General features: G+C 36.9%; 15 protein-coding genes and 1 pseudogene. 8 read left to right on the forward strand and 8 right to left on the reverse strand.

The features are described 5' to 3' along the window. The 5 genes and pseudogenes from IJQ68_RS09030 to IJQ68_RS09050 form a co-directional block, all read left to right on the forward strand. Positions 1-314: pseudogene (locus tag IJQ68_RS09030) on the forward strand (DNA topoisomerase VI subunit B); the annotation flags it as partial. 8 nt (positions 315-322) lie between these two features. Further along, complete coding sequence (locus IJQ68_RS09035) at positions 323-1,420, forward strand: DNA topoisomerase IV subunit A (RefSeq protein ID WP_292799465.1); 1,098 nt, start codon at positions 323-325, stop codon at positions 1,418-1,420. 103 nt (positions 1,421-1,523) lie between these two features. Continuing rightward, positions 1,524-1,796 (forward strand): metal-sensing transcriptional repressor, encoded by a 273-nt coding sequence (locus IJQ68_RS09040; protein ID WP_292799468.1) that lies wholly within the window; start codon positions 1,524-1,526, stop codon positions 1,794-1,796. Between the two features lie 60 nt (positions 1,797-1,856). Further along, positions 1,857-3,731: a cation-translocating P-type ATPase gene (locus IJQ68_RS09045; protein ID WP_292799471.1), complete on the forward strand. Its 1,875-nt coding sequence runs from the start codon at positions 1,857-1,859 to the stop codon at positions 3,729-3,731. Between the two features lie 34 nt (positions 3,732-3,765). Then, positions 3,766-3,978: a heavy-metal-associated domain-containing protein gene (locus IJQ68_RS09050; protein ID WP_292799474.1), complete on the forward strand. Its 213-nt coding sequence runs from the start codon at positions 3,766-3,768 to the stop codon at positions 3,976-3,978. A gap of 182 nt (positions 3,979-4,160) precedes the next feature. Here the strand turns inward: IJQ68_RS09050 and IJQ68_RS09055 are convergent, their stop codons facing one another. The 3 genes from IJQ68_RS09055 to IJQ68_RS09065 all read right to left on the reverse strand — a co-directional run bounded on the left by IJQ68_RS09055 (position 4,161) and on the right by IJQ68_RS09065 (position 6,556). Next, positions 4,161-4,499, reverse strand: coding sequence for a P-II family nitrogen regulator (locus IJQ68_RS09055; protein WP_292799477.1), 339 nt, complete (start codon positions 4,497-4,499; stop codon positions 4,161-4,163). Positions 4,500-4,512: 13 nt separating this feature from the next. Continuing rightward, positions 4,513-5,724 carry an ammonium transporter gene (locus tag IJQ68_RS09060; protein WP_292799507.1) on the reverse strand — a complete coding sequence of 404 codons (1,212 nt, stop codon included), beginning with the start codon at positions 5,722-5,724 and terminating at the stop codon, positions 4,513-4,515. Between the two features lie 121 nt (positions 5,725-5,845). Then, positions 5,846-6,556 carry a DUF4013 domain-containing protein gene (locus IJQ68_RS09065; RefSeq protein WP_292799480.1) on the reverse strand — a complete coding sequence of 237 codons (711 nt, stop codon included), beginning with the start codon at positions 6,554-6,556 and terminating at the stop codon, positions 5,846-5,848. 227 nt (positions 6,557-6,783) lie between these two features. Here IJQ68_RS09065 and IJQ68_RS09070 point away from each other — a divergent pair, with 227 nt between their 5' ends. Both IJQ68_RS09070 and IJQ68_RS09075 read left to right on the forward strand, forming a co-directional pair. Beyond that, on the forward strand, positions 6,784-7,800 hold the full coding sequence (locus tag IJQ68_RS09070; RefSeq protein ID WP_292799483.1) for a type II glyceraldehyde-3-phosphate dehydrogenase: 1,017 nt from the start codon (positions 6,784-6,786) through the stop codon (positions 7,798-7,800). Between the two features lie 176 nt (positions 7,801-7,976). Continuing rightward, on the forward strand, positions 7,977-8,813 hold the full coding sequence (locus tag IJQ68_RS09075) for a TIM barrel protein (RefSeq protein WP_292799486.1): 837 nt from the start codon (positions 7,977-7,979) through the stop codon (positions 8,811-8,813). Here the strand turns inward: IJQ68_RS09075 and IJQ68_RS09080 are convergent. Next, positions 8,810-9,874 (reverse strand): metallophosphoesterase, encoded by a 1,065-nt coding sequence (locus IJQ68_RS09080; RefSeq protein ID WP_292799489.1) that lies wholly within the window; start codon positions 9,872-9,874, stop codon positions 8,810-8,812. The genes IJQ68_RS09075 and IJQ68_RS09080 overlap by 4 nt on opposite strands. Before the next feature lie 76 nt (positions 9,875-9,950). On the opposite strand from IJQ68_RS09080, the gene IJQ68_RS09085 reads away from it, so the two are divergent. Continuing rightward, on the forward strand, positions 9,951-11,075 hold the full coding sequence (locus IJQ68_RS09085) for an AAA family ATPase (protein ID WP_292799492.1): 1,125 nt from the start codon (positions 9,951-9,953) through the stop codon (positions 11,073-11,075). A 36-nt stretch (positions 11,076-11,111) separates the two neighbouring features. Here the strand turns inward: IJQ68_RS09085 and hemA are convergent, their stop codons facing one another. The 4 genes from hemA to IJQ68_RS09105 form a co-directional block, all read right to left on the reverse strand. After that, positions 11,112-12,314: a glutamyl-tRNA reductase gene (gene hemA, locus IJQ68_RS09090; protein WP_292799495.1), complete on the reverse strand. Its 1,203-nt coding sequence runs from the start codon at positions 12,312-12,314 to the stop codon at positions 11,112-11,114. Continuing rightward, the gene (locus tag IJQ68_RS09095) at positions 12,304-12,933 is read right to left on the reverse strand and encodes a bifunctional precorrin-2 dehydrogenase/sirohydrochlorin ferrochelatase (RefSeq protein ID WP_292799498.1); all 630 of its coding nucleotides are present in this window, start codon (positions 12,931-12,933) and stop codon (positions 12,304-12,306) included. Before IJQ68_RS09095 ends, hemA begins: the two co-directional genes overlap by 11 nt. A gap of 1 nt (position 12,934) precedes the next feature. Then, entirely contained in the window at positions 12,935-13,417 is a 483-nt protein-coding gene (locus tag IJQ68_RS09100; RefSeq protein ID WP_292799501.1) for a methanogenesis marker 9 domain-containing protein, read from the reverse strand. Positions 13,418-13,481: 64 nt separating this feature from the next. Next, on the reverse strand, positions 13,482-13,703 hold the full coding sequence (locus IJQ68_RS09105) for a hypothetical protein (protein WP_292799504.1): 222 nt from the start codon (positions 13,701-13,703) through the stop codon (positions 13,482-13,484). Positions 13,704-14,320: the final 617 nt, after the last annotated feature.

Genomic DNA, 14,320 nt, shown 5'->3' on the forward strand with positions numbered 1-14,320 from the left:
AACATATAAGGGCTAAAAAAGCTGCTAAAGAAAAAGAAAAACGTTCTAAAGTATTCGAGGAATACGTTCCAGTAATTATCGAAGAAGCAGCAAAACTCGGTGAGACCGGAGTTCCTGAATATCAAGATATTTTAGTAAAAGTAACCAAAAGGGCTCTTGCAGAGCTGCTTGGTGAAAAAGTTGAAGAAGAGGAAGAAGAAGAACTTGATGCAATCATCATGGAAGAGCTTGATGAACACGGATATGCAGTTGATGAAGAACACAGTAATCTCAACTTTGATGAAGATGAAGAAGAAGGAGATTTTGAAGAATAGGTGATTAGATGGCTGATGAAGTAAAACAAGAAGGCAAATCACATAAAGAACTCAGGAAAGAATACACTTTCAACAAGTTAAAAGGATTAGGTCAGGAAATTATTGAGGAAATTGAAAAGCAAAAAGTCCCTTCCCTTAGAGTTCCTTCAAGAGGTACCGGAAATATCGTATACGACGATGCAAAAAGATACTATGTTTTAGGAGACAGATACGGTAGAAGGTCTCTCGGTAACGTTAAACAAATCAGAAAATTAGGTCAGATGGTTTATGTTGCAAACTTCTGTAAGGACCTTGTTGCAAGAGAAAAAACCGCTACCATCAGGGAAATGTATTACGTTTCCGAAGGATGGGGAATCAGTTTCAAATCCCAGCAGGAATCCAACATTGTCGGAGAGGACCTTGAAGTAACCTTAGGTACCACCCGTGAAGACTTGGGACTAATGCCTGAGGAAGACGGTGCATCAGTTTACGGAGACATTACCCTTCTGGATGATGATGTTGAAATCAACGCTGCAAAAGCAGGAAAATCAGGTTATACCATTTCACCTACAATCGATCAGGTCGAATTCCTTGATTGCGGTGTTGAAAGGGTTATTGCAGTGGAAACCATGGGAATGTTTCACAGAATGGTTCAGGAAAACGCTCATGAAAGATTCAACACATTAATTGTAGGGCTCAAAGGACAGGCTGCCCGTGCTACAAGAAGATTCATCAAAAGGGTTAATGAAGAATTGGAATTACCGGTTTACATCTGTAACGACGGAGACCCTTGGGGATTCCACATTGCACAGGTTATCATTTCCGGAAGTGCAAAATTAGCTCATGTTAATCACGATTTAGCAACACCAAACGCTAAATTCATGGGAGTAACAGCATCTGACATTATCAATTACGATTTACCTACTGATAAGCTTAAAGATGTTGACGTCATGAGATTAAAAGAGCTTTCCAAAGACCCAAGGTATAAAAATGATTTCTGGCAAACTGAAATCAAAAAGATGCTTAAAATCGGTAAGAAAGCAGAACAGCAATCTTTCTCAAAATACGGGCTTGAGTATGTTGTAGATACATACTTCCCTGAAAAACTAGAACAACTGGAAAATTAAACCTGAAATTTTCCTTCTTTTTTTATATTTTTTAAACTCATTTTAAGATAAACTTTATATACTATTTTTAATATATACCCTAGTAGGTATAGGTTGTGATATTTTGAAAGAATGTATGGATAGTGAAAACTTACACAGAAGACTAAAAAAAATCATCGGCCAATTGAATGCAATTGACAGGATGATAGATGAAGATATTCCTTGTGAACAGATATTGATGCAAGTAAATGCGTCCAAATCCGCTCTACATAAAGTTGGGCATATTATAGTAGAGGGACACCTTGAACATTGCGTTAAAAATGCAATTGATGATGGTGATGTGGACGATGCGTTGGGAGATATCTCATCAATTCTGGAGTACTATTCAAGAATATAATTTTTTTTAAAATATATTATATACCATAGGGGGTATACCTATACCAAGGAGCTGGTAGAAATGAATCTAAAGTTTGGCAAAACTGAAATTAGAGACATCATATTTATTGTTATCTCAACAATAAGTGTAATTTTAAGTTTTATGCTTAATATAGATTACTTATCATGGATTGCAATAATATTATGCGGAATTCCAATATTCAAGGAATGTATTGAAGGATTAGTAACTGAGTTTGACATAAAAGCAGATTTATTGGTTTCAATAGCCATTATTGCTTCAATAATAATTGGAGAAACATTTGCTGCAGGAGAAATCGCAACAATCATGGCTATCGGAGGATTTTTAGAAGAATATACCGTCAACAAGACCAATTCTAAAATAGAAGAGCTAGTAAAATTAACACCACATATCGCAACAAGAATAAAAAACGGAATCGAAGAGAAAGTGAACGTGGAAGATGTAAAGATCGGAGATATCCTGAAAGTCCTTCCCGGACAGAATATTCCAACTGATGGTGTGATAATAAGTGGTGAAACATCAATTGACCAGTCCACATTAACTGGAGAATCACTACCTGTTGATAAAAAAGAAAATGACGAGGTATTCAGCGGAACAACAAATCTTTTCGGATCTTTCCTGATGAAAACTACAAAAATTAGTAAGGACAGTTCCCTTCAAAAACTAATTGATTTGGTCAAGTCATCTTCCCCGGAAAATGCAAAGATTGTAAGGGCGGCAGATAAATGGGCCACAATGATTGTTGTTATCGCATTTACCGCAGCAATACTGACATATCTGTTCACATTTGAGATTTCCAGAAGCGTAACTATTTTAGTTGTATTCTGCCCTTGCGCACTGGTTTTGGCCACCCCAACTGCAATTACCGCAGCCATCGGAAACCTGACAAAACATGGAATTCTGGTAAAGGACGGTGCCTCAATTGAAGAGCTGGCTCACGTGAATGAATTAGTGTTTGATAAAACAGGGACTTTAACTCATGGAACTCCAAAAGTTGTTGAAGTAATTTCAGATGAAACAGAGGAAATGATGTATCTGCTCGCTTCACTTGAATCCAAATCCGAACATCCCTTAGCGAAAGCTATTGTAAACTATTATGATAAGAACGACTTGGCAACTGTTGAAAATTTTGAAATGAAAATCGGAAAGGGAATAACAGGAAGCATTAACGGATCAAAAATAATAGCCGGAAATGAAAAACTTCTTGAAGATGAAAACATTAATCTTAAAGACTACCCTGAAAAAAATCAGAATGGAGAAATCCAAATAATAGTTGCAAAAGACAGCAGAGTAATGGGAAAAGTAATTTTAGCTGATACTTTGCGTGAAAATTCAAGATATACGGTTAAAAGATTGAAAAAACTAGGAATTGGAACTACATTATTGACTGGAGATAATGAAGGTGCCGGAGAGTTCATATCACAACAGGTGAAAGTACAGAATGCAAAATTCAACTGCCTACCTGAAGACAAGACAGAATATATTCGCCAGGCTCAACTTAACGGAAATAAAATTGCAATGATTGGAGATGGGATAAATGATGCGCCATCCCTTAAAAAGGCCAATGTCGGAATAGCTATGGGAAGCATTGGAAGCGATGTATCTATTGAAGCTGCAAATATCGCTTTAATAAATGACAATATCGAAGACATTCCCCATTTAATCGCAATATCCAGGAAAACATTAAATGTGATAAACTTGAATATTGCCTTTTCTCTATCTTTAAATATAATTGCAATGATAATGGCCATTCTGGGATTGCTTGACCCTATTTCAGGAGCGCTGATTCACAATATCGGATCAGTGGTTGTAATCATATATTCATCTACATTAATGAACTTTAAGCTCACTTCAAAAGAGTTCAGGAAAAACAAAAAGTTAGGCATAACTAAACATTTATATAAACCAACAACATAATATTACATATCAATTAAATAAAGGAGAATAAATTATGGCAATTGAAGAAAAAGAAGTAAAAGTTGTAGGAATGCACTGCCCTTCCTGTGTAAACGCTGTACAATTATCATTGACTGATGTTGACGGTATTGAAGATGCTAAAGCTGATTTGGATTCAGGTATCACCAAAATCAAATTGGATACCGACAAAGTTTCCGATGATGACATCAAGGAAGCTGTAGAAGAAGCAGGATTTAATGTAGAATAAATCCTCAAACTTTTTTATTTTATATGGATGACATTTCTACAACCCACTATTTTTTTAACTGACATCAATTTAATTAATTTTATCTTCAAATAAACAGTGAGTTGACTTTTATAATTTAATTTTAATGGATGGTTAATTCAATATTTCGGCAGGTAAAATTAATGGGTTACATTACCCATCAACTAAACCGCATCGGAACCTCTCTCGCCGGTCCTGATTCTTATAACCTCTTCAACATCGGAAACAAAAATCTTACCGTCTCCGACCTCGCCGGTTCTTGCGCTGTCAATGATGACATCGATGATTCTGTCCATATCCTCTTCATTGACAATAAGTTCAACTCTGGTTTTTGGAAGCAAATCAATGCAATGGGTAGATCCCCTGTATGATTCCTTAGTACCTAACTGCCTTCCCCTTCCTTTAACGGAAGAGACGTTCATTCCTTCACATCCTGCTTCCAAAAGAGCTTTTTTAACGTTTTCAAACATTTCTTCACGTATTACTGCAATAATCCTTTTCATTTAAACACCCCATCTAAATTCTGTATCCTGATTCCTTATGCAATGCTGAGTCAAGACCTGTAATCTCTTCACTTTCTTTAACTCTCAATCCTATAGTCATATCTAATGCTTTGGCAATTATTAAACTTACCACAAAAGTGTAGGCCATTGTTGCCACAACTGCAATAATTTGAATTAATAACTGGTTTGGATTTCCATAGGAAAGTCCTGCCACTCCGTTGATTGCCGGAGATGCAAAAAGACCTGTTGCAACAAGTCCCCAAACTCCTGAAAGTCCGTGAACTCCAAATACATCCAAAGCATCGTCGTATCCGAATTTTGCTTTGATATAGTATACTGCATAGTATGATATCAGTGCTGCGCCCACACCAATGACAATTGACCCGGAAAGTGCAACGAAACCTGCTGCGGGAGTGATTGCCACAAGACCGGCAACTGCACCGGTGATTGCACCCAAGACTGTTGGTTTTCCGACATTCAATATATCCAGTATTACCCATGCAATCATAGCGGCTGCCGCAGCAGTGTTTGACACTAGAATTGCTGAGCCTGCAAGACCGTTGGCCGCAAGGGCTGACCCTCCGTTGAATCCCATCCAACCGAACCACAGAAATCCTGCACCTAAAATGGAATAACCTAAGTTATGCGGAAGCAAGGATGTGTCTTTCCTTTTACCGAGGATAAGAGCCAGTGCAAGAGCTGAAAAACCTGAGTTGACCTCGACTGCAACTCCTCCCGCAAAATCTATTGCACCCATATTCATTAGCCATCCGCCACCCCATATCCAGTGACAGACCGGAATATAGACAAGACTTACCCATAAAATGGTAAACAACACCCATGACTTTGTTTTCATCCTTCCGACGATTGAACCTGAAACAATTGCAGCAGTCAGACCTGCAAATGTCAGCTCAAAGCCTGCGAATACGAATGTAGGTATTGTACCAGTCAGGGAGTCAACACCGATTCCTTCCATAAGAAGGCTTTGTGGTATTCCAATAAAACCCAAAAAGCTCGTGTCGGAAAATGACAGCTGATAACCGTAGAAAATCCATATCAGACTAGCTATTGCAAATGCTATCAGCGATAGAAACATCGAGTTTAAGACGTTCTTCTTTTTTGACAATCCACCATAAAAAAATGCTATTCCAGGAATAGTCATTAACAGAACCATAATTGTTGAAACCAGCATCCATGCCGTGTTTCCTGTACTTAAAACCATAATAATCACAAAATAAAAATTTAAAACAAATAGAAGGAAATTGCCTTCCGACTATATATCTATGTAATAAAATATATAAAGGTTAAGATTTTGAAAAATTAAAAAAAGAAAATAAGAGGTTTACCTATACTTCAGAGTATAATAAACCTGTTGCTCTACCGACAAAGAATACGAGATATACAGCTACAATACCTAAAATTATTCCGCCAACAATTGTATTCCATTGCATTAGCGCTGTTGCAACAAATATCAAAATAGCTGCGATAATTGCAACGACAATGATGAAGACTAATAATTTTAAGATACCTACTCTTGAGATATCTGCAATTGCTTGTCCGAAAGCTAAAGCATCCATTAAATCTTCTGTTTTAGCTAATCTGCATTGAGCCATAAATTGTGCTAAAGCAAAGATGACATACAAAATAAATGCAATAACAGAGATAACCCAATGTTTAAAGAAAATTGATAAGATTAACACTATAACATATGGTATGATATAGTAAACAATGCTTACAATCATCAGTTTGAATCCGTTGAAGAACTGTCTGATGACATCAATGCTTGGGCTTTCATCTGACCTTTCAATACCGTATTTTACGATATCCAGCTCATAACCTGAAATCACAAAGGCTATGAATGCTGTGATGATAACGCCTAAAAATGCTGAGCCTAAAAGAGCGGCCACATTTTCTGCAGCAACACCAGTTAGAATACCTATCAGAGTACTTCCAGAAGCGATAGCTGCAATAATACCTAAAATAGCAAAAACAACTAATGATTTGATATTATGTAAAGGATAAGATAATGAGTCTTTAAATATTTCAGCAATATCCATGTTTTTTCCTCCTGTTAATTGATATAATGAAAAACTCGAAATAGAGTTATAAAGTAATATATTTATTATAGTATTTAAAATTATTAGGACAAACTAATGAAAAATACATGATTTAGTTATTTTTGAATATAATTTAATTCACAAATCAAATATCAAATTATATATAATTTGAAAAATAAATTTAAAGGCATAGAATTAAATTTCTAAATTTTTCAAAAGGGATTAAAATGAAATCTGTTGCAATTAATGGATATGGAACAATAGGAAAAAGAGTTGCTGACGCTGTTGCAGCTCAGGACGACATGAAAGTAATAGGTGTAAGTAAAACCAGACCGAATTACGAAGCAAGAACTGCTGTTGAAGAAAAAGACTATCCTTTATACATTGGAATTCCTGAAAGAGAACAGCTGTTTAAAGATGCAGGAATCGAAATTGCAGGTACCGTTGAAGATATGATTCAGGAAGCTGACGTTGTTGTTGACTGTACTCCGGGAAGCATCGGTCCGCAAAACCTTGAAATGTATAAAAAAGCAGGTGTAAAAGCAATCTATCAGGGTGGAGAAGACCACGAACTGACAGGACTTTCATTCAATGCAATCTCCAACTATGATGATTCATACGGTGCGGACTACACCAGAGTAGTTTCCTGTAACACAACAGGATTAACCCGTACATTATCTACAATCGACCCGATTGCCGATATCAAAAAGGTAAGGGCTGTAATGGTGAGAAGAGGATCAGACCCATCTGAAATCAAGAAAGGTCCAATCAACGCAATTGTACCTAACCCTCCAAAAGTGCCATCACACCACGGTCCTGACGTAAAAACCGTAATGAAAGGAATTGACGTTACAACAATGGCTTTGCTCGTGCCTACCACATTAATGCACCAGCATAACATCATGGTTGAAATCAACAACGATGTGGAAACCGAAGAAATTGTCGAAGCTTTAGAAAAACGTTCAAGAGTCATTGTCGTTGATGCGGCAGAAGGCCTCGGTTCAACTGCAGAGCTGATGGAATACGCTAAGGAATTAGGCAGAAACAGAAATGACCTGTACGAAATTCCAGTATGGAGAGAATCAATCAACGTTGTTGGAAACGAACTCTTCTACATGCAGGCAGTACACCAGGAATCTGATGTAATACCTGAAAACATTGATGCTATTCGTGCACTTCTCGAAATGGAAAGTGACAACGAAAAATCAATCGCTAAAACCAACAAAGCTATGGGAATTTTATAATTCCCTTATTTTACTCTTTTTTACAAATATTTAAAAAAAATATGTATCTTATTTTTAATTATTGCAAAATACATTAAGATTAATGTCGATGTTGATATTGTAGGGATTTTCTCTACAATAGACATTAATTACTTTTTTTAGAAAATTTAATAATCAATTTAAATAAAAATAAACCTATGAAAAACAAAGTCTTTTTTGGACCTGCAGGCAGTCCAGTAAACTATAAAGGTGCCGCTTATAAAGCTCCCAAATACATTCAAAGAATCGGACTTGACTCCTATGAATACCAGTCACCTTATGGGGTCAGGATTGGTGAGGAATCCGCCAGAATACTGAAAGAAGAAGCGGAGAAATTTGATATTCTGATTTCAATGCACGGCCCGTACTATATTAACCTGTGTGCAAAGGAAAGCGAAAAGATAGAAAAAAGCATCGGCCATCTGATAGCTACCGCCAGAGCTGGAGAATGGATGGGCGCATACAGGCTTGTTTTCCATCCGGGTTTTTACACCAACAGGAAACCGGAAAAGGCAATGGAAATTTCAAAACAAACTATCAACCGTCTTTTTGAGGAACTTGAAGCTGAAGGCATTGAGGAGTTTACTTTTGCACCCGAAACCACAGGAAAAAGAACTCAGCAGGGAAACATTGAAGAGATCGTTGAGCTGTGTGCAAGCTTTGATCACTTCGAGCCCACAATTGATTTTGCCCACATCCACGCTCGTGGAAGAGGATTTTTAACGAAAAAGGATGATTACAACTGCATTTTTTCCACAATAGAAAACAAGCTGGATATTGACCGCCTTCACTGTCATTTCACAACCATCGAATACGGCCATGGCGGAGAGGTCAAGCATCACACGCTGGATGAAAGCGATGAGTACGGACCCCAAATCGAGGATCTGCTTGCAAATCTCATTGACAACGGATGGAAGGCAAACATAATATGTGAGACCCCCTTAAGGGATATTGATTCCTTGAAAATGAAGGAACTGTATGAGAACATGCTTTAGTTTTTCTTCAGTTTGAGGACTACTACTTCAGAGTCGGTTCCCCATCTTAACGGCTGGTCCATTGAACCAACACCAGTCGTTACATTGAGGTAATGGCCTGAATTATCTCGGAACAATCCTCTGTTATATTCAAACATCCTGTCGGATATCCATGTTACAGGATAGAACTGTCCTCCGTGGGTGTGTCCGGAAAGCTGTATGTCAAAGCCTATTTTTGAATGGATATCCCATGCGTATGGAACATGATAAACGATTATATTGGTTTTATTCTGCTTTATTTCACTTTTAAGCTCATCCAGTGTCGGCATTTCAATGTCACCGAAGCTGTAGGTAAGTCCATAAATGTTCACTCCGCTGATTTCAACTGATTCATTGTCAAGAACTATTATTCCTGCATTTCTGCATGCTTCAATCACGTTGCGGATTCCCGGATAGTAGTCATGGTTTCCGGGAGTGAATATTATCGGCATTTCCACATCCTTTAACGGCAAGAAATCATCCGGTGCAACCAGAGATGATCCGTCAGCCAAATCTCCTGATATAATGGCAACATCACAAGTAGCAGAGAGCTCATCTAAAGTGTCCTTAACCTGACTTATGATTTTCTTGTATCTGACAGCTCCGAAGTGAACGTCTGAGAGGTGGACAATATTAATTTCCCTTTCCAGATTGTCCAGTTTCACTTCTTTGTGCTTTATAACTAATTTATGAGCCTTATAATATGCGTAAATTCCTATTAAGGGCACTGCCAGAAGCATTGCATAAATAATGTTTTGGTCAAGGTTTCCAATCAGATAGATTATTGTAATGTCAATCATAAACATCAGTGACGCCCACATCCAGATTGCAGATATCTCAGTTAATAATCGAGTTACGAATCTGGTTTTCTTCTCTTCTAAAAGCATCGGGGCAACATTAAGTATTCCTATTAAAACTGTTATTGAAAGTAAAGTCAAATCATCCAGCGGATAGAACAGCATGAATAGGAATTTCAGAAGGAAAAACTCAAAAAGCATGTAAAATGGAGTCATGAATGTTACTCGTCTAGTTCGAAAGCTCATTTTTAAATCACCAAACTTATAAATATTATATAGTTACAATAGTATTTATATTAATTAATTTTTATAGGGTGATTTTTTGAAGAACAATTCCAAAAAAAGCGAGGTTAAAAACCAAAGTCAAAAAACAGCAGTTCTGACCAGCGACAACAGGAAAAATGCCGAATGTGTCGTTTTGAAAGCTGCAGGTTATCCTTTTGACTTTGAAATGATGGACAATACCCTTGAAATCACCGACAAAAGTTTATTCGAGCAGTATGCCCGTGACCAGTGGCTGGGTATTGAAATCAACAATGAATCATACCTTTTCGACCAGAAAATCATCCCTGATTTTGCTTTTAAGGTAGTTTCTGTAGAGCCTGAAAACTCAATCATTTCAGAAAATACCAGAATCAACATCATCATTGATGAAAGTGAAAAGAAAAATACTTTAAAATCAGCAAAAAGCAGTGTCAGGCTGTCAGATGTTGTCGGCCAGACCAATGCCAAAAACAAGATCAAGGTTATTGAAAAGTATCTCACGGAACCTGAACGCTTCGGCGGATGGGCTCCTAAAAACGTTCTCTTTTACGGCTATCCCGGTACAGGAAAAACTATGCTTGTCAAAGGGCTTGCAAGCGAAGTTGACGTTCCCCTATATCTGATTAAGGCAACATCACTGATTGGAGACCATGTTGGAGATGCTGCGTCCAGAATACATGATCTTTTTGAAAAGGCATCCAAGAATTCTCCTTCAATAATTTTCATCGATGAGATTGATGCGATTGCGCTTCACAGGTCTTTTCAGTCCATTAGAGGAGACGTTTCAGAAATCGTCAATGCCCTTTTAACGGAAATGGACGGCATTACTGAAAACGAAAGTGTCATAACCATCTGTGCAACAAACAACAGAAGCTCTCTTGACAGTGCTGTTAGAAGCCGTTTTGAAGAGGAAATCGAATTCAAGCTGCCGGATGATGATGAAAGACGAGAAATTTTCGAAAGAAACATTGAAACAATGCCTTTGGAACATGACTTTGATTTGGAAAGGCTTGTCAGGATATCCAAGAACATGTCCGGAAGAGATATCAAGGAGAAAATCCTTAAGACTTCCCTGCACCATGCAATAGCTAATGATAAGGATATGATGGACATGTCAGATATCGATTATGCGTTGAAATCCAGCAAAGTAAAAATCAGCGACATCAAAGGAATGTTTGAATGAAATTTCAGGACTGATATTCACAAGCGAGTCAGCCATTTAGTTTCTGAAATTAAAGATATATTCTGCAGATTCTATGACATCTTTTTTATCGTCTATTGCGGCCTGTTTAAGATTTTTTGAAATGTCGAAAAATATCTTGTTGACTATGGAATTTGTTAGATTATTTAAAATTTTACTACTGCCATCTACATCAGACAACTTTGAAGATGCTTTTTTAGTTTCACGTTGCCTTATCTCTTCCATAGATACTCTTAAAGTTGATAGCATTGTTTCAACTTCCATTATTTTAAACGATTCTTTAAGTAAATTGAACTCTTCTTCGATGATGATTTCTGCCTCACCGAATTCCTTCTCACGAAGCTTGGTATTTGTGTCTGCAATCTCACGCAAGTCATCAATATTAAACAGCCTGACTCCCAATTCACATACATCCTCTGAAATATCACGAGGATTTGCAATATCAACCATAAACAAATCAGTTTCAACCAAATCAATTGATTCCAATCTTTGTTTAGTTATTATAGAATGAGGTGCGCTGGTTGCGCTTATCACCAAATCTGCAGTTTTCAGGTATTCATCCAGTTCTGAAAAAAGAATTGCGGTTCCGTCCAAATCCTTTGCAAGCTCAACGGCAACGTAAAATGTCCTGTTTGCAACGAAAATTGCGCTCAAGTCCTTTTCGGCCAATGCCTTAGCCACAAGTTTGCCCATCTTTCCGGCACCAATGACAAGAACTGACTTTCCTTCAAGTTCTCCAAGGTGCTTTTCAGCCAAATCGACTGCAGCTGAACCTATGGAAACTGAACCCTTGTTGATTTTGGTTCTGTTTCTGACAACCTGTCCTACGTGAATGGCTTTTGTAAATATGGCATCCAATGCCTTTCCGCAGTGAAGCTCTTTGGCTGCCTTGTTTTTGGAATCCTTGACCTGACCTAGAATCTGGTCTTCGCCCACAATCATTGATTCAAGCCCTGAAGTCATACGAAGCAGGTGCATTACTGCAACGTCGCCGTATTCAATGATGATGTTTTGATTTTCATGTGAGAGAAGCTCGTCGTCGCTGTCGATATAATTGTTGTAAATATAGTATTCCTTACGGTTGCAGGTTGATATTTCAACGTATTCAGTGATTGAATACTTCTCATGCAGTTTTAAAAACAGTTCATCGATTTGTTTTGAAATGTTTTCCATTGACTGGATATCTGCAATTTTATGGTCCACCCTTAAGTTAAGTATCATTGAAATCCCTCTTTATTGATTCATTGATAACAGCCTTTGCTTTGTCGATTTCTCCAGATTTTATTAATTTTAAAATATTTTCATCTTCAAATATTTTATAAAGATATTTTCGCCTTTCCTTCTGGTCCGGAATGATTTTCTTTAAAATTGAGCGTGAATAGTCCTGAAGCTCGATTTCCAGGATATCCTCTTCAGTGATAACGGACTGAATCTTTTTTCTGAGCTGTCTTGCCATCAGAGGGCTTTTGCCGTTGGTAAAAATAGAAATTTCGATATCTGCAATATTAAAGCTTGTCGGAACGATTACATCTCCTTCATATGGAAAATCGGCACGGTTGACCAATTTGCCTTCAGATATCCTGCCCACATAGTCAGACAGCTTTTCATCGCCGCTTGCCACAACAACCAAATCCGCCCATTCGACCAAATCGTCAACGTCATCAGTTGAGTGAAGTTCAGCCCCTTTTTCTTTCAGATTCTGTGAAATGGAGCTTCCCGCAAGTCTTACGACAGCCCCATGGTCTAAAAATTTGTTTGCTCTTCGGGTTGCAACTTCACCGGTGCCTAAAATGAACACTTTCAATCCGGAAGTTTTCAGATAAAGAGCAGTCCAATCCATATTAATCAGAATTTTCCAAGGATTGCGCTTTTAGGACACTGACCGCTTTTCTCAGGTCATTATTGCAATCCGTCAACACTTTCATAGCTTCAAGTTTGGAAATTTTGAATGTTTCAGCTAGCGCTTCAGCTCTTGCATCAGGTTCAGGTTTTTTAACACCCACCAATCTTTCTGCAAGCTCTTTTTTCAAATCCAAGTATTCGTCATGACTCATGCCCATATTTCTTAAAGTCATGTCTCTTAAAGGACAAGGTTTAGATGGCTTACAACACCAAATCAATGATCCAAAACAAGTTCCAGCCCCTTCACCTAACCTTGTTTGCCTACCAAACTCTGTTTTAATCTCAATATACTCTTGAGGAGTTAAATTAACCTCCTGCAATGCATTTAAAACAGGACATGGTTTTACAGGAGGACAGCAAAAAGCAAGTCCCCTTACATCTCCACCCCTACATATATGAGACGGTGCGTCTTCCCAAGTCATAATAATTCACCATAAATATAATGTATTAATTTTTCTTGATGACAATATATAATACTTTGTAATGTTACAAACAAAATTGATATTTTTTCCACAGCCCATTTTTTTTCAATTCCGCAATCAACTCTTCAAAATTTCCCTGATTATGTTTAATGCCCAGATTAAGGTCTTCTTCATGAGATTCCCTGAATAATCTATCAAGCTCATCATCATTTAAACCAAATTGACTTTTACTGATTAATGCATCATTTTCAAGACCCCATTCAAGATATATTTCAATTAACTGCACTTCTGAAATTTCATGTTCTTTAGCTTTAAGTTTAATCTTTTGTTCCAGAGATTTATCATTCAGTTCATTTAAATCAAATCATACAATAAAAACACCAAAATATTGAATTAATTAAAAAAACCAAAGTAACAACATTTTATTAAATTAAAAATAGACTTTGAATAAGGATAAATTTGAATTAACAAATTTTGACACATCCCTATCCAATTTACTAAAACATAGAACCGAAACATGGTTCAACATCATTATGATGTCATATATGATTATAACTATCAAAATATATAAACATTACTACAATTCCCTCATCACACAATCGAGACAATATTACCTTATGAATACAATATTACTCGATGATAACAATATTGATTTAAAAAAACAATAAATTTTAAATAGTTTTAAATCAAAATAAATATTTCTAAAACACTAATATAATTTTTACTAAAACATTGGTGTTTTTATGAATTGGAAAAATGTAATATAGTCTTTTACTTAATATTTGTACCATTTTTGTAAAATTATTCTTGGGCAGTTAATACCTGTGTATTAAGATTTACCAAGCTATCTCCCATTGACTTATGGGTTCAGTGAAAAAATATTTTTTTTCACGCTGTTGTATG

It is taken from the genome of Methanobrevibacter sp. (assembly GCF_017447225.1).
Lineage (GTDB): Archaea > Methanobacteriota > Methanobacteria > Methanobacteriales > Methanobacteriaceae > Methanocatella.